This window comes from Arthrobacter sp. AOP36-C1-22 (assembly GCF_052377515.1).
GTDB lineage: Bacteria > Actinomycetota > Actinomycetes > Actinomycetales > Micrococcaceae > Arthrobacter_H.
On record NZ_JBQSWW010000003.1, the window covers coordinates 122,583 to 141,872 of the forward strand.

Genomic DNA, 19,290 nt, shown 5'->3' on the forward strand with positions numbered 1-19,290 from the left:
TGGGATCGTGCCTATTTCAGCTGAAAACATTGTGTGGATCGATTGCGAGATGACCGGGCTGAGCCTGGAAGCCGACGCGTTGATCGAAGTTGCCGTCCTGGTCACCGACCCGGAATTGAACATCCTCGGCGAGGGTGTCGATGTCGTCATCAAACCCGAAGCCCAGTCGCTGGAACAGATGAATGACTTCGTACGCCAGATGCATGTCTCCTCGGGGCTGCTCGAGGAACTGGACGGCGGCGTCGATCTGGATACCGCGACCGAGCAGGTCCTCGCCTACATACGCCAGTGGGTCCCCGAACCAGGCAAGGCCCCGTTGGCCGGAAACACCATCGGCACCGACCGGAACTTCCTGGCCCGCGACATGCCGGGGGTCATCGACCACCTGCACTACCGGGTCATCGATGTCTCCACGCTCAAGGAGCTGGCCCGGCGCTGGTACGCCCGGGCCTACTTCCAGTCCCCGCCGAAGACCGGAAACCACCGCGCCCTGGGCGACATCCGTGATTCGATCAACGAACTGCGCTACTACCGCAAGGCCATCATGGTCCCGGCCCCCGGCCCGGACAGCAAGACGGCCAAGGAGGTCGCCCGCTCGTTGGCCGCCGAGGACACCGCCGCGCAGGGTTCCGGGACCGGAGCCACCGCCGGGTCCAGCGCCGACTGACCACCCGCCGCCAGGTGATCCCTGCCACAGTTCGACGCGGAGATGTCGTGGTGTCGCAAGGCCTGCCGAAAGTGTGTAAACTAGTACTCGTTGCCCGGACCTCCACGGTAGGAATACCAAAGGTGCGGGCACCGCGTTGAGAGACGCGATGGTGGGTATAGCTCAGTTGGCAGAGCGTCTGGTTGTGGTCCAGAAGGTCGCGGGTTCAAGCCCCGTTACTCACCCCAGCAGCCGCCCCGGATCCGTCCGGGGCGGCTTTTTCTTCGCTATCAGCATCACCAGCAGGAGGCCCAGATGCCCGTCCGTCCCGTCGTCGTCTACGGCGAACCAGTGTTGCACGCCCGAGCCGCCGAAGTCACCGAATTCGATGATGAGCTACGGGCGTTGATCGCCGACATGTCCGAGACGATGCACGCCGCCAACGGGGTGGGTCTGGCAGCACCCCAGGTCGGGGTGGGTCTGCGGCTGTTCACCTACACGATGGAGAACGACGACGGGGTCCCCGCAGAGGGGGTGCTGGTCAATCCGCGGATCGTGCTCGGCAAGGTCTCCGGCGCGCAACCGGACCCCGAGGAGGAAGCCGAGGGCTGCCTGTCGGCCCCCGGCTTGTCCTTCCCGCTCAAACGCGCGAACTACGCCCGGGTGATGGGCTACGACGGCGACGGGAACCCGCTCGATTTCGAGGCGACCGGATGGTTTGCCCGGATGTTGCAGCACGAATACGACCATCTGGACGGCTACCTCTACGTCGATAGGCTCAACACCAAGTGGGCGAAGCGGTGGAAGAAGGCCAAGAAGTCCCTGGGCTGGGGCGTTGCGGGGAACACATGGTTGCCCGGGGTCGATCCGGACCCCTTCGGCCACTAGCACTCAGCGGATCCACGATACAAACATGAAAGAGCCGGTGCCCACCCCGACGGATCGGGGTGGGCACCGGCTCTTCCGGGCAGGAGTCCTGCTACTTCGCCGAGGCGACCTGGAAGACGTCGCCCTTGGCGTAGCACGGCTTGGCCTGCGAGGCCTGATCCGAGCTCAGGGTGATCTTCTTGCCGGTGAATTCGGCCTGCTGGCCGACGCGGATGGAGGTTCCTCCCACCGTCACGGTCGGCTTGCCCTTGCTGTTCAGCGTGGTGTCCTCGGGGAACACGAGCAGCGTCGGGGGCCCCTGCTTATTGACGGCGTGGAAGCAGCCGTGATCGGCGATGATCAGCTTGGTGTTCAGCGAATCATTGCCGGAAGCGGACTTGCCGGTGGAGACCACGGCAATCTTGTGCTCCTTGTTCTTCACGGTATCCAGGGCCAGCTTGTCCTTGGCCGGGGCGGCCTTCTTGGACTTCTTGGTCTGGGTGGTCTTCGACTGGCTCGCGGTTTCGGTGGCCGAGGAGGCAGCGCTGCTGCTCGCCGGCGCCGAGCTGGAGGCTGCCGCCGAGGATTCCTGGGTGGCGGGCGCCGACGACGAGTCGTCGGAGCTGCCCGTGGAGGAACATCCGGTGGCTGCCAGCAACAGGGCGAACCCGGCGGCGGTGACCCCCAGTGCGCGGCGTGCTCGGCTATCGATCCTACGATCCATGCTGTGGTCCTGCTTCCTGCCCTGGCTTGGGCTGGTTGTCCGGCGCCGTCGTCGGCTCCGGTGGTTGCTACACGGTGGCGGTTGCCTCGACCGTGATGTCTTCGGTCCTGTCGACGGCCGGGAAGGCTGCCGGATGGGTTCCGGCGAGTTCCTCGATGACGCGAACCACCTGGCAGGAGTATCCGAACTCGTTGTCGTACCAGACGTAGACGACGGCGTTGCGGCCGTTGGCGATGGTCGCCAGCCCGTCCACGATGCCGGCCCGGCGCGAGCCGACGAAATCGGTGGAAACGATCTCCGGGGAGTCGATGTAGTCGATCTGCTTATGCAGTTCGGCACCCAGCGAGGTCTGGCGCAGGAACGTGTTCAGTTCCTCCTTGGTGGTGTCCTTTTCCAGGTTCAGGTTCAGGATGGCCATGGAGACGTCGGGGGTGGGGACCCGGATGGCGTTTCCGGTGAGCTTGCCCTCGAATTCGGGCAGGGCCTTGGCGACGGCCTTCGCTGCTCCGGTCTCGGCGATGACCATGTTCAATGCCGCCGAACGTCCACGGCGGTCGCCCTTGTGGAAGTTGTCGGTGAGATTCTGGTCGTTGGTGAACGAGTGGACGGTTTCCACGTGGCCGTGGGCCACGCCGTACTCGTCGTTGATGGCCTTGAGCACCGGGGTGATCGCGTTCGTGGTGCAGGACGCGGCGGAGATGACGGTGTCGTCGGCGGCGATGTCCCCGTGGTTGATGCCGTGGACGATGTTCTTCACATCGCCCTTGCCCGGGGCGGTGAGCAGCACCTGGGACACGCCCTTGGCCTTGAGGTGCTGGCCCAGTCCTTCACGATCGCGCCAGCGGCCCGTGTTGTCCACGACGATCGCCTTGTTGATGCCGTAGGCGGTGTAGTCCACGGCGGTCGGGTCGTTGGAGTAGATGACCTGGATCAGCGTTCCGTTGGCCAGGATCGTGTTGTTTTCCTCGTCAACGGTGATCGAGCCTTCGAAGGGTCCGTGGACCGAGTCGCGGCGCAACAGCGAGGCGCGCTTGACCAGGTCGTTCTCACCGTTCTTGCGCACCACGATGGCGCGCAGCCGGAGGCCGTAGCCACCGCGCTCGATGAGGATGCGGGCCAGCAGGCGGCCGATGCGGCCGAAGCCGTAGAGCACGATATCGCGTGATTCGGCTTCGGTGCGTCCCGCGCCACCGGCCTTTTCGGCGAATTCGGCGACTAGGAAGTCGGCCAACACGGCGTCGTTGCCCTGCTCGTTGAATTTGCGGGACAGCCGGGCCAGATCCACCGATACCGCCCCGAGATCCAAGGCATCCAGTCCCTGGAGCAGCGGCAACGTCTGGGATGGGGAGAGTTCCACGCCGTCGATATGGCGGGCCACCCGGTGGGCCTTGAGGATGTCGATCGGGGATTTGTTGATGAGCTTGCGCCCGTAGATGGAGGTCACCACATTGTTCTTGCGGTAGAGACGCCCGATCAGGGGAATCATGGCCTCGGCGAGTTCCTCGCGGCCGCTCCATTCGTTCTGGGCGGCGACAGACTGCTGGGTCACTTCTTGTCCTTCCAATTCAGCCGGCCGGGATCCACTAGCCGGTTGGCACCGCGAAAGCACCATTGCAGATACGGTTGGTTGGGGTCTGAGATTCCTCGCCCCCGGGGCTGCGCCCACCTCCATTCTAGGTTGTTGACCCCCGATCACCGCATTGATACCGGTGAACTCACTCACATGACCTGCCGCAGCGCCACGCCGCCCCAAAACCATGCATTCGAAGACATCTTCGATTATACTTGAATTGGCGGCGCCCCGTCTCTTGCGCCGCCGGCACGGCTCCCCCAGGCCGTGCCCATCAACCGGCCCCGCTCCTTCACCTCGGGCGGGGCCGGTTGCCGCCCCGACGCATCCCGCACCCCCTGGTCATCCGCGCATCCGGTCCGTCATCCAGGCCGGAACAGAACCGGGTGCCGCTAGACTGGCTGGAGGTTCGGCACGCCGCCGTCGACCGGCTACTGACTGGGGAAACATGAGGATTGGGGACCTGTCCCGCGAGCATCGACACCTGGGGATCGTCTTCCTCTGCGACACGATGGCCATCAACGGGACGCTGGATTACTTCAGGGCCATCTGGGTCGGCAGCGAATATCGGCAGGTGCTGACCATCAGCGGATGGGTTTCACCTCCCCTGCCATTGGATGCAGAGATCGAAGTCCACGAGCCCGACCCCACCCCGCCGACAGACGGCAAGTCGTCCGTGTAACCGAATTCGCGGTGGACCGCCACCGCTCACAGTAGAACGTATGTTCGACTATGGTTAAACCTCGCCAACCACCGGGGAGGACACCATCAACAAGGTCGACGTCGCCCAGGCGCTGCAGACCCTCAACGCCGATCTGGCCAGCGGGGGCCGGCCACCTCGGGTGAAGCGGAGCCTCATGCCGGGGGATTACCCGCCGCAGGTCCACCCGGATGACTGGGAACCGGATGACGAAACCGATCGTGGTCCACTCCAACCCCCGTGAGCCCTACCGGGAGGTGACACCGGGTCCGCAGTGGAAGGTGAGTGGACGGGATGGCCTGTACGCCGGGTTCTGTACCGGCAGCGGTTGCCCGGCTGCCGGTGACGATCATCCATCTAGGGGCACCGTTGCCGATGCCCTCACGCGGCCTACCCGACTACTGGGGCGAACAGCCCTCATACGCAGCCTGTCTGGCCTTGCTCCGGGTGGGGTTTACCGAGCCGCCCCAGTCACCTGGGGCGCTGGTGGTCTCTTACACCACCTTTTCACCCTGACCCGCACTCGGCGGGCGGTCTGTTTTCTGTGGCACTGGCCTGCGGGTTTCCCCGAGTGGGCGTTACCCACCACCCTGTTCTGTGGAGCCCGGACGTTCCTCGGGCCGCTTGCGCGACACGCGATCGTCCAGCCATCCCGTCCGTTGACCAGTCTAGCGTGCTCCGGGCGGCGTCCGGTCAGCCACCCCTACGGGTCCTTGCTCGGCCCGTTCGTCCCCCGTCGACGCGTCGGCCGGTCCAGTCTTCGGGGCCACGGCTGGTGATCCCGGTTTCGGCGGGACGATCCTGTCGACCAACGGCACCAAGACGGTGCCGATGCGTCCGACCACCTGGTGGACCGGCTTCATCGAGGCGAGCAAGGCGATCCCCGTCATGAGCATCAGATAGATCACCACGGCGACGTACCTGTTGTCCTCCGCCATCATCTTCGCGTAGCGCGCCACGGCCAGGACCGCGAAGCCGTGCAGCAGGAAGATGGAAAGACTCCGCTGGCCGAACCTGACCAGCAGGCCGGGTTCACGGGGCACCAGGACCAGCAGGCCGACGGTCAGAACCACCGCACAGATCTGCAGCACGAGTCGGTAGACCACGCCCGTGGGGTCGGAAACGTCCAGGACGTCGTAGCCCCTGCTCCCGTAGAACCATCTGTGGTCGGGGGCCCAATACAGCAGGAAGCCGAACACCAGCAGGGCGGCCGCGACCACTGCGGACCGGCCCCGGAGCCGCAAGCGGGAGACAAAAGCCAGCATGGCCTTGCCGTAGGTGAAGCCCAGCACGAAGAACGGCAGGAACACCAAGGTGCGGGAGGCGCTGTACGGGTAGTCGATCACGTCGACCATGCCCGATCCCAAGGAGATCAGGACGGAAAGGGCCAGGCTCGTGCGCGGAATCTTCGCGATCAGCGGGGTCAGCGCGGTCCATACCGCCATGGAAAGCAGGAACCACAGGATCCAGTAGGGCCTCTCCCACGAGAACTTCGCGTCGGAACCCATCACCCACCGGGCCGCGAAATACGCGCCCTGGAAAACGACCAGCAGGGTCAGGAACTGGGTGCAGCGCTGGAGGATCCCCCGCGGTTTGGAGGTGATTCCGGCGAGGAAGACGAAAGCCGGCATATGGAAGGCGTAGATGCCGGTGATCAGGGCCTTGGTGATGAATCCATCATCTGGATGGGACCGGGCCAGCAGGTGGCCCAGGATCACCAACAGGATCAAGATCCCCTTGGCGGCGTCCAAGACGGGATCTCTACGGGTTCGTGGGGTAACCATCATGTACTACATATTCCTGACGAGCTCCGGTTGGGCATTACCCCCCCCACTGATCCGTGGAACCCGGACGTTCCATGGACCGATCGTGCGAGGCAAGGCCGTGCAGCCATACCCGCCCCGGCAGTCTAACGTGCTCCGGGGCCCTCGGGGCGCCGCTAGGATCGATGGGTGCTTATTCTGCTGCCCCCTTCCGAAGGAAAGAAGCCTGCCGCCGCGGGCCCCGCCTACGACGCCGAGACTCTGGCGTTCCCCGAGCTCTCGGCTGATCGCGCCGAAGTGCTCCAGGCACTGGCTGCTGTTTCCGGCCAGGAGGACGCTCTGGAGGTCTTGGGGGTGGGCGTCTCGTTGGCCGGGGAAGTGACCCGCAACATCGCCCTCCACCAGGAGCCGGCGGCCCCGGCCCACGAGGTCTACACCGGGGTGCTCTTCGAGGCGTTGGGCTACCACAGCCTCACTGCGGCCCAGCGGCGCACGGCGGATGCCTCCGTCGTCGTGGTCTCGGCCTTATGGGGCGCCGTGGGCTTCGCCGACCGGATTCCCGCCTACCGGTTGTCGATGTCGGTGAAGCTGCCGGGGATCGGGAAGCTGGCCAGCTGGTGGAAGAGCAGGCTCAATCCCGTGTTGGGTGAGCGGGCCGGCGACGGGCTGGTCATCGACTGCCGCTCGAGCACCTATGCCGCCGCCTTCACTCCCCCGCCGCAGAACACGGTGGCCGTCTCGGTGTTCCAGCTCCGCGGAGGCCGGCGCAAGGTCGTCTCGCATTTTGCCAAGCACACCCGGGGTGAGGTGGCCCGTCACGTCCTGGCTCGGCGGAGCGCACCCGGCAGCCCCGAGGCTCTGCTGAAGGCCGTCCAGGAGAAATGGGATGCGGAGCTGGTGCCCGCCACCGCAAAGAAGGCCCACCAGCTGAACATCATCCTGCCCGAGGACCATAGCTTCGCCACCAAATAATCCCGAAACAGGCAGGATCAGGGCCTGGAGGCCCCATGGTCTGTCACCAGTTCGATTTCGAAGCCGTCCGTGTTCTGCAGATAGGCGGCGTCATGGTCGGCTCCGCCGGCATGTGGATGCAGCGCCGCGATTTCGAGATGGTGCAGCCGCCCGCGCGGAACCGGCTCGCGGGCTTCTTGTTCTAGTTCCACTCGGGCGAGCGGACCAGGATGACTCCCGAGTCGGGGCAGGAGACGACGTCGTCCTCGGCGGCAGCACGGATCTCCGCCAGATCGCCGGCGGCCAGTTGCATGCCCGATCCTTCCGAGGTGCCGTGGAAAAGCCGGGCGGCGCCGATACCGCGCTGGGCCAGCCGCTTTTCATACATCCCCACCAGGGTCGGGTCGATGCCTCCTGCCAGCTCGGTGCGCTCGTTCACCAGCGTGGCCCGTTCGGCGGCCAGTTCCGCGGCCTTCCCGTCGCGGGCGCGTTCGAGTTGGGCGAGTTGGGCCGCGGTGCCGTCGGCGGAGGCGGTGACGCCTTCGAGCCTGCCGGCGACCTCTTCGGCCGTTTCCATCAGTTCCAGTTCGGTGGTTTCGAGTTCCCCGCGCTTGAGCAGCAAGGAGTCGATCTCGTGCTGCAGGGCCATCATGTCCCGGGCGGTGCCGCGACCGGCCTCGATCTGGGCGCGGTCCTTATCGATCCGGCCCTGGATCTTCTCGCCCTGGTGTTCGATGTCGGTCAAGGCATGCTGGGCCGCCGCTGATTCCTCCGCCACTTCGCGGCGGGCTGCTTCGGCGTCGGCCACGGCTTCCCCGGCGGCGATGATCTCGGGATCGGAGTCGAGGGCCTTCACCGCCCGGTCGATCTTCACGATCTTCGAGTCCAGTCCCTGCAGGTCCAACAGCAGCAGCTGGTCGGCGGGTGATGCCTTGGCCATCGGTGTTTCTCCTCTTGCTCGGTGGTTCCCCAGCCTACTGCCCGCCGTCGCCGATCAGTCCCCCGGGGTGAGGATGAAATCCCAGGGATCGGTGTTGATCGAGCTGACCCCGATCTCCAGGACGAAGTTCTGGTCGATCAGCACGTTGTAGAGCCCTTCGGCGGCGGCCGGCAGCCACAGCCATTCCCCGGCGAAATGGGAGATGTCCACCAGATAGGGCCGGTCTTCCACGGCTGCCTCGCGTGCTTCGGAGGCCGGGTGGTGACGCAGGTCGGCGGTGACGAACACATCGGCCCGGGCGGCCCGCACGGCGGAGAAGAGGCTGTCCCCGGCGCCGCCGCAGATCGCCACCGTGCTCACGATCCCGTCCCGGTCACCGGCCACGCGGACTCCCCCGGCGACCGCGGGCAGCGCGCCGAAGACCCGGGAGGCGAAGTCGGAGAGCGCCAGGGCGTCCGGCAGGGTGCCGACCCGGCCGAGCCCTTCCTCGGGCAGCCCCTCGGAGGCCGCGACCAACGGGGTGACATCGGTCAGTCCGAGGATGTCGGCCAACACGTCGTTGACCCCGCCCACCGCCGAGTCGCCATTGGTGTGGACGGTGACCAAGGCGCAGTGGTTCTCGATCAGCTCGTGGATGACCTCGCCCTTGAACTGGTCGGCCGCCACCGATTTCACCCCACGCAACAGCAGGGGGTGGTGGGTGATCAGCAGGTCCGCTCCCCGGGCGATGGCGTCGCGGACCACCTCGAGGGTGGGGTCCACGGCGAAGATGATGCGCCTCACCGGACGCTCGACCCGTCCGGCGACGAGGCCGACGGCGTCCCACTCCTCGGCCAGCGAGGCCGGCCAGAGCTCTTCGATCGCCACCAGGACCTCACCCAGCGTGGGAACGGTGGCCCCGGGGCGGGGACCGGGGGCCACGGCGGCGCGGGCATCCCGGGCACCGCCATCGGTGGCCTCCACGGCCTCGTCACGTCCTGGGGCGTCGTCCGTCACGGTCGTCTCGCCCTGGGGGGAGTCCTGCGGCGTCTTGTCCTGGTCATTGCGCATGCTCCTACCGTAGTCCGCGGGGAGTCAACCGGGCGTCAAGTGCACCTTCGACCCTGATCGCGAAGTCGTCCGGGAATGAATGGGAGCCTGCGGGCATTGACCATGGATGTGAGTAGCAAGTCAGCAATCCCAACGTCAGCGGCGCAGTTCGGCACGTCCGATTCCGCCGGATTACCCGACCACGGCATCCAGACCTTCATCCTCGGTGCCGGATGCTTCTGGTGCATGGACACGATCTACCGCAAGACCGTCGGCGTCTCCTCGGTGGTCTCCGGATACATCGGCGGGCACACCCCGGACCCGCACTACCGCGAAGTGTGCAGCGGAACCACCGGACATGCCGAGGCGGTCGCAGTAACATTCGATGCCGCGATCGTCCCGGCCGACGTCATATTGGACATGTTCTTCACCGGTCACGACCCCACGACGTTGAACCGCCAGGGGTACGACGTCGGGACGCAGTACCGCTCGGCCATGTTCTACACCGATGTCCGGCAGAAGGAGTTCTTCGAGGCGTCCTTGCGGCGGAACCAGGAGAACTGGGGGGACCCGATCGTCACCGAGATCGTCCCCGCCCCGTACTTCCACGAGGCCGAACCGATCCACCAGGATTTCTACGCCGCGAACCCCTACGAGGGCTACTGCCAGGTCATCATCAACCCCAAGTTGGCCAAAGCCAGGAAATATTACTCCCGGTGGCTGGCCGAATAAACCGTGATTCGGCACCTCGATAAGCTGGACCACCGATCAACCCCACAAACTCTTCCGAAAGCAGGCCGCTGATGGCACAGATCTACAACGACGTGACCGAACTGGTCGGACGCACTCCCCTGGTCCGCCTGAACCGCTTGGCCGAGGGCCTGCCGGCGCAGGTCGCGGTCAAACTCGAATTCGCCAACCCCGCCAATAGCGTCAAGGACCGCATCGGGGTGGCGATCGTCGACGCCGCCGAGAAGGCCGGCGCGCTGACAGCCGGTGGGACCATCGTGGAGGGCACCTCCGGCAACACCGGGATCGCCCTGGCCATGGTCGGGGCCGCCCGCGGTTACCGGGTCATCCTCACCATGCCCGAGACCATGTCGACCGAACGCCGGGTCATGCTGCGCGCCTTCGGTGCCGAGATCGTGCTGACCCCCGGGTCCGAGGGCATGCGCGGCGCCGTGGAGAAGGCCAAGGAAATCGTCGCCCATACCGAGAACGCCATCTGGGCCCAGCAGTTCGCCAACCAGGCCAACCCCGAGATCCACCGCACCACCACGGGCCAGGAGATCTGGGACGACACGGACGGGGCGGTGGACGTCCTGGTCGCCGGCATCGGCACCGGCGGCACCATCACCGGGGCCGGCCAGCTGCTGCGCGGGAAGAAGCCCGAGGTGCAGATCGTCGCGGTGGAGCCGAAGGATTCGGCCATCCTCAACGGTGGCGCCCCCGGCCCGCATAAGATCCAGGGCCTGGGCGCGAACTTCGTTCCCGAGGTCCTGGACACCGAAATCTACAACGAGGTCCTGGACGCCACGATCGAGGATTCCGTGCGGGTCGCCCGTGACCTGGGAACCAAGGAAGGCATCCTCGGGGGCATCTCCGCCGGTGCCGCCGTCTGGGGTGCCCTGCAGGTCGCCGCCCGCCCGGAGAACGCCGGGAAGCTGGTCGTGGCCGTGGTCCCCGACTTCGGCGAACGCTACATCTCCACCCTGTTGTACGACGACATCCGCGGATAGCGGCAGCACCTGAAGGACAACCACCAGCAAAGGTTTCGTGTGACGTTCCTATCCCGCCTGAAAGAGGATCTCGAAGGGGCCCGCGCCCATGACCCGGCGGCACGCGGCAACGCCGAGAACGCGCTGGCCTATTCGGGCCTGCATGCCATCTGGGCCCACCGGCTGACCCACCGGCTCTGGCAGACCCCGGCGCTGCGCCTTCCGGCGCGGCTGATTTCGCAGTTGGCGCGCTTCACCACGGGGATCGAGATCCACCCGGGGGCGACCCTGGGCCGCCGGTTCTTCATCGACCACGGCATGGGCGTCGTCATCGGCGAGACCGCCGAGATCGGCGACGACGTGATGATCTACCACGGGGTGACCCTCGGGGGCCGGTCCTTGGCGAAGGTCAAGCGACACCCCACCATCGGTGACCGGGTGGTCATCGGTGCCGGGGCGAAGGTCCTGGGGCCGATCGTCATCGGCGCCGATTCGGCGATCGGAGCCAACGCCGTGGTGGTCAAGGACGCTCCCGAGGATTCGATCATCACCGGGATCCCTGCAACCAACAGGCCACGCCGACCCCAGGAGCACCAGCCGGCCGTGGATCCAGCCGAATACATCGACCCGGCGATGTGGATCTGACCGGCGGCCAAGGCCTCCCACGACGAACGGTCCGGGACCGGCAGTTCTTTGCTGCCGGTCCCGGACCGTTCGTGTGCGTCCGTGCTAGGCGGGGCGCTGTTCGGGACTGACCGTCTTGGCCGGATCCCGCTCGACCACATCCCCCAACGCCTCATCGATGCGGGTCATCAATTCCGTGGGGATCTCCACCCCCGAGGCCTTCACGTTCTCGGCGACCTGCTCGGGGCGTGAGGCCCCGACCAGGGCGGTGGCCACGTTCTCGTTCTGCAACACCCAGGCAATCGCCAGCTGGGACATCTTCAACCCCAGTTCATCGGCGATCGGTTCCAGCTGCTGCACCCGGCCGAGCACGTCATCGGTCATGAAGCCCGAGATGGTCTTCTTGCCGCCCTTCTCATCCGTGGCCCGGCTGCCTTCCGGCGCCGGTTGCCCCGGGCGGTATTTGCCGGAGAGCACGCCCTGAGCCATGGGCGACCAGACGACCTGGGACATACCCAGGTCCTTCGAAGCCGGGACGACCTCGGCCTCGATGACCCGCCAGAGCGCGGAGTACTGCGGCTGGTTCGACACCAGCGAGAATCCCGCCTGCTTGGCCAACGCCTGACCCTCGCGCAGCTGGGACGCACTCCATTCGGAGACCCCGATATAGAGGGCCTTGCCGGCCCGTACGACGTCGGCGAAGGCCTGGATGGTCTCCTCCAACGGCGTCTGGTGGTCGTAGCGGTGCGCCTGATACAGATCGACGTAGTCCATCCCCAAGCGGCTCAGTGACCCGTTGATGCCTTCCATGATGTGTTTGCGCGAGAGCCCGCAATCGTTGGGCCCCTTGGGGTCCACCAGCCCGAAGACCTTGGTGAAGACCTCCAACGATTCACGCCGCTGGCTCTTCAGCGCGGCGCCCAGGACCTCTTCGGCGGCCCCGTTGGCGTAGACGTCAGCGGTGTCGAAGGTGGTGATCCCCGCGTCCAGGGCGGCCTGCACGCATTCGGTGGCGACGTCGTTTTCCACCTGAGAACCGTGGGTCAGCCAGTTGCCGTAGGTGATTTCGGAAATTTTGAGCCCCGAGGCCCCGAGAAATCTATAGTCCATGCCCTCAGCCTATGCCCGCGGGCCTGAGCCAAAACAGGGCACGACGGCGGAACCTGGAATGGTTCCGCCGTCGTGCCCGCAGGAGCGTGTCGGCAGGGGGTGGCCCCGCCGGCGTGGTCGCTAGTGCGTCGAGACTGCTTCGATCTCGGTCTTGTCGCCGCTCCACTGGGTGTGGAAGGTCCCTTCGGCATCCATCCTGTTGTAGGTGTGGGCGCCGAAGAGGTCGCGCAATCCCTGGGTCAGGGCGGCCGGCAGGCGCTTGCGGCGCAGGCCGTCGTAGTAGGCCAGCGAGGAGGAGAAGACCGGGACCGGGATGCCCAGGGCGACGGCCTTGGAGACCACGCGGCGCCAGGCCGGGACGGCCCCGGCAATGGCCTCGGAGAAGGCCGGGGCGAAGAGCAGGTTGGCCGGCTTGTCGTCGGAGGCGTAGGCCTTCATGATGTCGCCGAGTAGTTCGGCGCGGATGATGCAGCCACCGCGCCAAAGCGAGGCGATCTCGTCGAGCTTCAGATCCCAGTCGTACTCGGTGGCTGCCGCGGTGAGCATGTCCAGGCCTTGGGCGTAGGAGACGAGCTTGGAGGCAAAGAGCGCCTGGCGGACGTCTTCGACGAAGTCGTCGCCGAGGGTGACGTCCTGTTCGTGTCCGGCCAGCACCTCCTGGGCGATGGCGCGCTGGTCGCGCTGGGAGGACAGTCCCCGGGCGAACACCGATTCGGCGATCGCGGAGGTGGGCGATCCCAGGTCCAGGGCGGACTGCACGGTCCAGCGGCCGGTGCCCTTCTGTCCCGCGGAGTCCACGATGACATCCACGAGCGGCTTGCCGGTCTTGGCGTCCTGGTGGGCCAGGACCTCTGCGGTGATTTCGATGAGGAAGGAAGCCAGGTTTCCTTCGTTCCATTCCGTGAAGATCGTGGCCTGGTCCGCCGGTTCGATGCCGGCGCCGGAGCGCAGCAGGTCGAAGGCTTCACCGATGACCTGCATATCCGCGTATTCGATGCCGTTGTGGACCATCTTCACGAAGTGGCCGGCGCCGTCGGTGCCGATCCAGGCGCAGCACGGATCCCCGTCGACGTGCGCGGAGATCTTCTCGAGCATCGGGCCCAGGGCCCTGTAGGACTCCTCGGAGCCGCCGGGCATGATGGAGGGGCCCCACAGGGCTCCTTCTTCACCGCCGGAGACGCCGATGCCCACGAAGTGCAGGTCCTTCTTCGCCAGGGCCGCCTCCCGGCGGCGGGTGTCCTGGAAGTTCGAGTTGCCGCCGTCGATGACGATGTCACCGGCTTCGAGCAGCGGAACGAGCTTGTCGATGACCGAATCGACCGGGGCGCCTGCCTTGACCATGAGCAGCACGCGGCGCGGGGTCTCCAGCGACTCGACGAGCTCCTCCATGGTGTCGGTGCGGATGAAATCGCCCTCATCGCCGTGGTCCTTGAGCAAGGCGTCGGTCTTCTCGATCGAGCGGTTGTGCAGGGCCACCGTGTAGCCGTTGCGGGCGAAATTGCGGGCGAGGTTCGCGCCCATGACCGCTAGGCCGGTGACGCCGATTTGTGCCTTCATCAGGACTCCATCCATTGGAAACAAGACGAGCTGGTGCCCCGGCACACGACGGTGCCGGACACGGCTCCGTGACTGGTTCCCAGTCTAGTTCGCCCGCCCCTCGGCGGAAAGCCGATCAAGCTGTTGCCTGCTGCCGACAGTAACAAGTCAACGATTCACCAACTGGAGAGTTTGTATAGAAACATACAAAGACACGGTATTGTTGCGAAGGGAGTTCTGCGCCGGGGCTCGCTGGTAGCGTGACGATATGGGCTGGCCGACGAACGAGGGGGACACCGCATTGCGCTCTTTTCCCGCCCATTCTCCTCCGACACCCCTCATCGGCCCCTTAGCACTTCCCCTGCTGCACGTCATGACACTGAACATCCGGCGGCGCATGCCACCGTTCTGGTTTCCGGCGGCGGACCGATGGGCCCGCCGCCGTCCCCTTCTGCAGCAACTGCTGGCCGCCGAGCAACCCACCGTGCTGGCCTTGCAGGAAGTGATGCCGGGCCCATCCCGGCAGATCCGGGACATGCTCGGCGCTGCCTACGCCTCCGTGGGGACCGGGCGGTCCGCCGGTGGCCGCGGGGAACGCTGCGAACTGCACTACGACCGCCGCCGACTTCACCTGCTTGATTCCCGGTTCTGGTGGCTTTCGGAGCACCCGGAACGTCCCGGTTCGCGTTCCTTCGGCAACCCACTACCCCGCTTCGTCGTCCAGGGACACTTCAGCGATCGGGGCACCGGCGCACGCTTCCATGTCCTGGTCACGCATCTGGATCCGTTTTCCGCCCCGTCGCGCCGGGCCTCGGCCCAACTACTGCACCGCGTGGTGGCGGATCTTCCCGATCCGGTCATCCTGCTGGGGGACTTCAACGCAGGCACTGGCTCCCCGGCCCACCGTCACCTGGTCGACGGTCGGGTCCTGGCCGATGCCCTAGAGGTGTCAACGCGACAGGTCGGCGCCGACTGTTCGACGTTCACCCGGTATGGCAGCCCCACCAGCACCGGCCCCCGGTTGGATTGGATCCTCGTCTCCCCCGGCCTTCAGGTCGAGTCGGCGGGAGTGAATGCACTGCGCCTGGGCGGAGCCGCCGTCTCAGACCACGAACCCGTCCACGCAGTGCTGAACCTCGGCCCGAAGCATTCGGCCCACCCCGAAGGGGGCCCGTCATGGAAGCGGTGAGACACGCCCTCTTCCGGCCTCCCGTGAGCCGGGTGGTGCTCCTGGCCGACGTCGTGCGGGCAGCCATGCTCATGAGCGTCGTGGTCGCCGGGGTGGGGTGGGGCTGGATCCAGGTAGCTGTCTTCATGCTCGCCGTATTGGCGACCTTGATCCCTCGCGCGCTGGGACTACGGGCCAGCCTGGACCTTTGCGTCGGCATCGCCTCGCTGGCAGCCGCCTGGAGCAACGTCTTCGACCTGTATGTGCTCCTGCCGGGGTGGGATAAGTTCATGCACGCAGTATTGGGCGGACTGATTGCCGTCTTGTCAGTGGTGATCGCCCAGCGGGCGGGCATCCTGCCGCCGACCATTCAGCGGCCCGGCGCATTGGTCGTGGCCACCCTCGTTCTCGGCTTGGCCACCGGAGCAGTCTGGGAGCTGTTGGAGTGGGCCGGACACACCCTCATCGACCCGGGGGTACACGTGGGCTACCAGGACACCATGGGCGATCTGGCGGCCGACGGCCTGGGGGCCCTGATCGGGGGTTTCCTCCTTCCCTCCCTGACGGCTGATCCCCCGGAACCTGCCGCCCCGCCATGCTCCCCCGGGCAGGCAGCCTCGCCGCATGGCCCCCGGGAGCTGCCATGAACCGCCCGACGGTCAGTGTGGTGATCCCGGTCAAGGACGACGCCGAAAAACTGCGGCATTGCCTGGAGGCGCTGGCCGGGCAGCAGGTGGCCCCCCTCGAAATCATCGTCGTGGACAACGGCTCCAGCGACGACAGCGCGGGCGTGGCCCGAGGCAACGGGGCACAGGTCCTCTTCGAACCCCGCCCCGGAATCGGCGTCGCCAGTGCTGCCGGCTACCACCGGGCGCGTGGAGACATCCTGGCCCGGCTGGACGCCGATTCGGTGCCGGCCCCGGACTGGATCGCCACGATCGTCGCGTCCTTCCATGCCGATGCCGGCGTGGATGCGATCACCGGCCCAGCCCACTTCAATGACGGCCCCTCCGCCCTGCGCCGACCGGCCCTGTGGGCCTACCTCCTGCCCTACTTTGCGCTCTCTTCCCTGGCCTTGGGGCATGTGCCGCTCTTCGGCTCCAACATGGCCTTCAGACGTCGAGCCTGGCACGAGGTCAGCGATCACCTCCACACCGATCGTTGGCTGGTCCACGACGACTTCGATCTCTCGTTCCATTTGGGCGTCAAGCATGTGCTCCGTTTCGTACCGACCCTGCGCACCGGCATCTCGATGCGCCCCTTCCACGATGGCGGGGCGGTCCTGCGCCTGCGCCGCGGGTTCCATACGGTGTTCCTGCATTGGCCCCACGATCTGCCCTGGCTTCGGATCACCCGGCGGCTGCGCACAAGGTTCCGGCGTCCCGCCCACAGGGGCCAGTACGACGGCGGGGCTCCAGGGAATCCTGCGTCGTGGGACGATCAGGACATGGACTTGCAGGTATCCCCGGTGCTGACGATCCCGGCTTCGGAGCTCGGCTGGCGTTTTTCGCGGGCCTCCGGTCCCGGCGGGCAACACGTGAACACCACCGATAGCCGGGTGGAACTGTTCTGGAACATCGCCGTCTCCCCCACCCTGGGTGAAGAGGACCGTGAACTGCTGTTGGACCGTCTGGGTCCGCGGCTGGTCGCAGGGACCCTCACCGTCACCTCTTCCGAACAACGCTCACAACGCCGAAATCGCGAGAGGGCCCTGGAGAAACTGGCCCAACTCATCCGCGAGGCCCTGGCCCCGGCGGGACCCAAGCGGCGTCCGACGAAACCGACCCGGGGCTCCAAACGCCGTCACCGGGCCGCGAAGAAGCAACGATCCGACGTCAAACAGCAGCGCCGCCGGCCCTCCGCGGAGTAGGTTCCACCCGGGGACCATCCTTACCCCCGGCCCGCCGGCGGTTCCGGCTCAGGCGCTGGCGTGCCAGACATCCTCCCACTTCAGGGCCAACGACCCGGCCGTTTCATGGGCATTGAGCCCGCTGGGGTTGGGAAGGACCCACAGTTGCACGTCCTCCGGCCACCCTTCCGGTGGCGTGTCGGTCTGCAAGCCCAGCGTGGCCCGGGGTTGGCTGAAGGCCACCCGGTACGCTGTCACCCCCAAGACGCCCACTGCCCGGGGCCGCAGGATGCGTACCCGCTCCACGAGTCGGGCCCCGCCGGCCCGCAGTTCCTCGGTCGTCAGTTCGTCTGCCCGTGCCGACGTGCGCTCAACCATGTTGGTGATCCCCAGGCCGCGCTCCGCCAGCATCCGTTCGTCCACCGCGGCGAGTCCTCGTGAGGCATCGACTTTCCGGTCGAGGACTCCCGCCAGGGCCAGGGACGTCCAGAACCTGTTTCCCGGCCGGGCGAAAGGCGCATTGACCGCTGCCGTCCAGGGACTGGGGTTGATCCCGACGATCAGCAATCGGAGCATTCCAGCCGATAATCGGTCCGCTGGGTAGGGCAGGACGTCTTCGCGCCCCAGGCCCGAGTGCGCCGCGTGGGCCACGTCCGTCTTCGTGGGCCGTTTTCCACCCAGCGGGGATTCGCATCGCCACGGGGTCCAGTCGGCGGCAAGTCGCATCTGCATGGGGACAGCCTAGATCGTGTCGGATTAGGCGGCATCCACACGGCGGTGGCGCACCATACAATGGCGCCCCCGCGCCTCGCGGAACCGCGGTGGGAATGAAAAATCCCCGTCGTCCTCGCGGCGGTGCCTGAAGGATGACGGGGATTCATGGCGTGGGCCCTACCGGGATCGAACCGATGACATTCACGGTGTAAACGTGACGCTCTACCAGCTGAGCTAAAGGCCCTTGTGGGGATCGAGCTTACCGGCAATCGGCCCCGCCACCAACTCGGGGTCACGACGCCTACGTCAGCGGCGCAGCCGGGCGATGGCGTCGAAGTAATCCTGTTCCTGCCTCGCTTGGCCGATGCCGCTGCTGAAATGATCCACCACGCGTCCGCCGGCGAGCAGGAACGTTGAACGCAGGGCCCGGCCCTGCTCCTCGTCGAAGCAACCGAAGGCCCGGGCCACCTCTCCGTGGGGCCAGAAATCGGCCAGCAGATCGAATCCGAGGCCCTGCTCGGTGGCATAGGCCCGCAAGGCGTGCTTATGGTCGACGGAGATTCCATGCAGTGAAACCCCGGAGGCTTCCAGTTCCGGACGCACCCGTTCCAGACCAACCAGTTCCCCCGTGCAGACCCGGGAAAAGGCAAACGGGTAGAACACGAGAAAAGCCCGTGCGGCGCCGATGCCCTCCAGCGAGACCGGCCCACCGAACTGGTTCGGGAGGCTGAAGGCAGGAATCGGTGAACCCAGCAGCGCGTGGGTTCCCGGCTCAGCCGTCATTAGTTCTTTCGACGACCCACGAGCCTGGTCGCCGTCCAGTCTTCGGATACACCTTCACTGCTGGTGACGTGCAGCCCGGCCGTCGGGGCGGCTTCCTGGATTTCGGGCACGCCGACGAAGCCGTCACGACCCGATTTGGGGGTCATCAACCAGATGACGCCGCCTTCATCCAAGGTGGTCAGCGAATCGACAAGTTCGTCCACGAGGTCGCCCTCGCCATCGCGCCACCAGAGGAGGACGCCATCGACGACTTCATGCTCGTCCTCGGCCAGCAGTGCGTGGCCGGTAACTTCTTCCAACGTGTCACGGAGACCGTCGTCAACGTCGTCGTCATAACCCAGCTCCTGGATCAGGTCTCCATCCTTGAAGCCCATTTTCTCCACGGCTGCGGTCTTAGCCGCTCCGGCGTCGCTCACGTTTCTCCTCCCACTAGATGCATATACACCTCTCAAGCCAACACCTTTAAACACTTCCCATCAAGCGCAGAGCCCGCAAACACGCCCCAGCGGCGAAAAACGCACCACCCGGGCCCGGATCTGGGCACCGAACGTACGGTCGTTCACGGCCCCCGTACGTCTGTTCTTCCGGTCACCGAGGT

The 19,290-nt window shown here is 66.2% G+C and carries 21 protein-coding genes, 2 tRNA genes, 1 other RNA gene and 1 pseudogene; 12 read left to right on the plus strand and 13 right to left on the minus strand.

The window, feature by feature from the left end:
• The first annotated feature begins 7 nt into the window (after positions 1-7).
• The 3 genes from orn (at position 8) to def (ending at position 1,534) form a co-directional block, all read left to right on the plus strand.
• Entirely contained in the window at positions 8-667 is a 660-nt protein-coding gene (orn, locus tag ACT3S6_RS03210; RefSeq protein ID WP_444553720.1) for an oligoribonuclease, read from the plus strand.
• Between the two features lie 151 nt (positions 668-818).
• Positions 819-894 (plus strand) — tRNA-His (locus ACT3S6_RS03215).
• A 67-nt stretch (positions 895-961) separates the two neighbouring features.
• Positions 962-1,534 carry a peptide deformylase gene (gene def, locus ACT3S6_RS03220; protein ID WP_444553721.1) on the plus strand — a complete coding sequence of 191 codons (573 nt, stop codon included), beginning with the start codon at positions 962-964 and terminating at the stop codon, positions 1,532-1,534.
• A 91-nt stretch (positions 1,535-1,625) separates the two neighbouring features.
• On the opposite strand, the gene ACT3S6_RS03225 is transcribed toward def, so the two are convergent.
• Positions 1,626-2,237 (minus strand): hypothetical protein, encoded by a 612-nt coding sequence (locus tag ACT3S6_RS03225; RefSeq protein WP_444553722.1) that lies wholly within the window; start codon positions 2,235-2,237, stop codon positions 1,626-1,628.
• Between the two features lie 67 nt (positions 2,238-2,304).
• Positions 2,305-3,786 (minus strand): glyceraldehyde-3-phosphate dehydrogenase, encoded by a 1,482-nt coding sequence (locus ACT3S6_RS03230; protein ID WP_444553723.1) that lies wholly within the window; start codon positions 3,784-3,786, stop codon positions 2,305-2,307.
• Positions 3,787-4,255: 469 nt separating this feature from the next.
• On the opposite strand from ACT3S6_RS03230, the gene ACT3S6_RS03235 reads away from it, so the two are divergent.
• Positions 4,256-4,489, plus strand: coding sequence for a hypothetical protein (locus ACT3S6_RS03235; protein WP_444553724.1), 234 nt, complete (start codon positions 4,256-4,258; stop codon positions 4,487-4,489).
• A gap of 304 nt (positions 4,490-4,793) precedes the next feature.
• Here the strand turns inward: ACT3S6_RS03235 and rnpB are convergent.
• Together rnpB and ACT3S6_RS03245 are read right to left on the minus strand one after the other, a co-directional pair.
• Positions 4,794-5,162: RNase P RNA component class A (rnpB, locus tag ACT3S6_RS03240), an RNA gene on the minus strand.
• 13 nt (positions 5,163-5,175) lie between these two features.
• Entirely contained in the window at positions 5,176-6,258 is a 1,083-nt protein-coding gene (locus ACT3S6_RS03245; protein WP_444553725.1) for an acyltransferase family protein, read from the minus strand.
• A gap of 201 nt (positions 6,259-6,459) precedes the next feature.
• Between ACT3S6_RS03245 and ACT3S6_RS03250 the strand changes: the two genes are divergently transcribed.
• Complete coding sequence (locus ACT3S6_RS03250) at positions 6,460-7,242, plus strand: YaaA family protein (protein WP_444553726.1); 783 nt, start codon at positions 6,460-6,462, stop codon at positions 7,240-7,242.
• 17 nt (positions 7,243-7,259) lie between these two features.
• Here the strand turns inward: ACT3S6_RS03250 and ACT3S6_RS03255 are convergent, their stop codons facing one another.
• From ACT3S6_RS03255 to ACT3S6_RS03265, 3 genes are read right to left on the minus strand one after another with little or no spacing between them, the layout of a single operon-like run.
• Entirely contained in the window at positions 7,260-7,433 is a 174-nt protein-coding gene (locus tag ACT3S6_RS03255; RefSeq protein ID WP_444553727.1) for a hypothetical protein, read from the minus strand.
• A complete protein-coding gene (locus ACT3S6_RS03260; RefSeq protein WP_444553728.1) occupies positions 7,424-8,161 on the minus strand; it encodes a zinc ribbon domain-containing protein in 738 nt (245 codons plus the stop codon). Before ACT3S6_RS03260 ends, ACT3S6_RS03255 begins: the two co-directional genes overlap by 10 nt.
• A gap of 54 nt (positions 8,162-8,215) precedes the next feature.
• A complete protein-coding gene (locus ACT3S6_RS03265) occupies positions 8,216-9,124 on the minus strand; it encodes a Nif3-like dinuclear metal center hexameric protein (protein ID WP_444553767.1) in 909 nt (302 codons plus the stop codon).
• Between the two features lie 273 nt (positions 9,125-9,397).
• Here ACT3S6_RS03265 and msrA point away from each other — a divergent pair, with 273 nt between their 5' ends.
• From msrA to epsC, 3 genes are all read left to right on the plus strand, one after another.
• Positions 9,398-9,922: a peptide-methionine (S)-S-oxide reductase MsrA gene (gene msrA / locus ACT3S6_RS03270; RefSeq protein WP_444553768.1), complete on the plus strand. Its 525-nt coding sequence runs from the start codon at positions 9,398-9,400 to the stop codon at positions 9,920-9,922.
• Positions 9,923-9,993: 71 nt separating this feature from the next.
• Entirely contained in the window at positions 9,994-10,929 is a 936-nt protein-coding gene (cysK, locus tag ACT3S6_RS03275) for a cysteine synthase A (RefSeq protein WP_444553729.1), read from the plus strand.
• Between the two features lie 39 nt (positions 10,930-10,968).
• Complete coding sequence (gene epsC, locus ACT3S6_RS03280) at positions 10,969-11,553, plus strand: serine O-acetyltransferase EpsC (RefSeq protein ID WP_444553730.1); 585 nt, start codon at positions 10,969-10,971, stop codon at positions 11,551-11,553.
• Positions 11,554-11,637: 84 nt separating this feature from the next.
• On the opposite strand, the gene ACT3S6_RS03285 is transcribed toward epsC, so the two are convergent.
• Together ACT3S6_RS03285 and gndA are read right to left on the minus strand one after the other, a co-directional pair.
• Positions 11,638-12,642, minus strand: a complete 1,005-nt coding sequence (locus ACT3S6_RS03285; protein ID WP_444553731.1) for an aldo/keto reductase family protein — start codon at positions 12,640-12,642, stop codon at positions 11,638-11,640.
• Positions 12,643-12,762: 120 nt separating this feature from the next.
• Positions 12,763-14,199: an NADP-dependent phosphogluconate dehydrogenase gene (gene gndA / locus ACT3S6_RS03290; RefSeq protein WP_444553732.1), complete on the minus strand. Its 1,437-nt coding sequence runs from the start codon at positions 14,197-14,199 to the stop codon at positions 12,763-12,765.
• 352 nt (positions 14,200-14,551) lie between these two features.
• On the opposite strand from gndA, the gene ACT3S6_RS03295 reads away from it, so the two are divergent.
• From ACT3S6_RS03295 to arfB, 4 genes and pseudogenes are all read left to right on the plus strand, one after another.
• Positions 14,552-15,367 (plus strand): endonuclease/exonuclease/phosphatase family protein, encoded by an 816-nt coding sequence (locus ACT3S6_RS03295; protein ID WP_444553733.1) that lies wholly within the window; start codon positions 14,552-14,554, stop codon positions 15,365-15,367.
• Positions 15,355-15,993: a hypothetical protein gene (locus tag ACT3S6_RS03300; RefSeq protein ID WP_444553734.1), complete on the plus strand. Its 639-nt coding sequence runs from the start codon at positions 15,355-15,357 to the stop codon at positions 15,991-15,993. The genes ACT3S6_RS03295 and ACT3S6_RS03300 overlap by 13 nt, the downstream gene beginning before the upstream one ends.
• Positions 15,990-16,517 (plus strand): annotated as a pseudogene (locus ACT3S6_RS03305) (glycosyltransferase family 2 protein); the annotation flags it as partial. The gene ACT3S6_RS03300 and the pseudogene ACT3S6_RS03305, both read left to right, overlap by 4 nt.
• 276 nt (positions 16,518-16,793) lie before the next feature.
• Positions 16,794-17,216: an alternative ribosome rescue aminoacyl-tRNA hydrolase ArfB gene (gene arfB, locus ACT3S6_RS03310; RefSeq protein ID WP_444553769.1), complete on the plus strand. Its 423-nt coding sequence runs from the start codon at positions 16,794-16,796 to the stop codon at positions 17,214-17,216.
• Between the two features lie 48 nt (positions 17,217-17,264).
• Here the strand turns inward: arfB and ACT3S6_RS03315 are convergent, their stop codons facing one another.
• The 4 genes from ACT3S6_RS03315 to ACT3S6_RS03330 form a co-directional block, all read right to left on the minus strand.
• Positions 17,265-17,927, minus strand: a complete 663-nt coding sequence (locus tag ACT3S6_RS03315; protein WP_444553735.1) for a mismatch-specific DNA-glycosylase — start codon at positions 17,925-17,927, stop codon at positions 17,265-17,267.
• Positions 17,928-18,080: 153 nt separating this feature from the next.
• Positions 18,081-18,153 (minus strand) — tRNA-Val (locus ACT3S6_RS03320).
• Positions 18,154-18,215: 62 nt separating this feature from the next.
• Positions 18,216-18,692: a redoxin domain-containing protein gene (locus ACT3S6_RS03325; protein WP_444553736.1), complete on the minus strand. Its 477-nt coding sequence runs from the start codon at positions 18,690-18,692 to the stop codon at positions 18,216-18,218.
• On the minus strand, positions 18,692-19,108 hold the full coding sequence (locus ACT3S6_RS03330; RefSeq protein ID WP_443427881.1) for a DUF3052 domain-containing protein: 417 nt from the start codon (positions 19,106-19,108) through the stop codon (positions 18,692-18,694). Before ACT3S6_RS03330 ends, ACT3S6_RS03325 begins: the two co-directional genes overlap by 1 nt.
• Between the last annotated feature and the right edge of the window lie 182 nt (positions 19,109-19,290).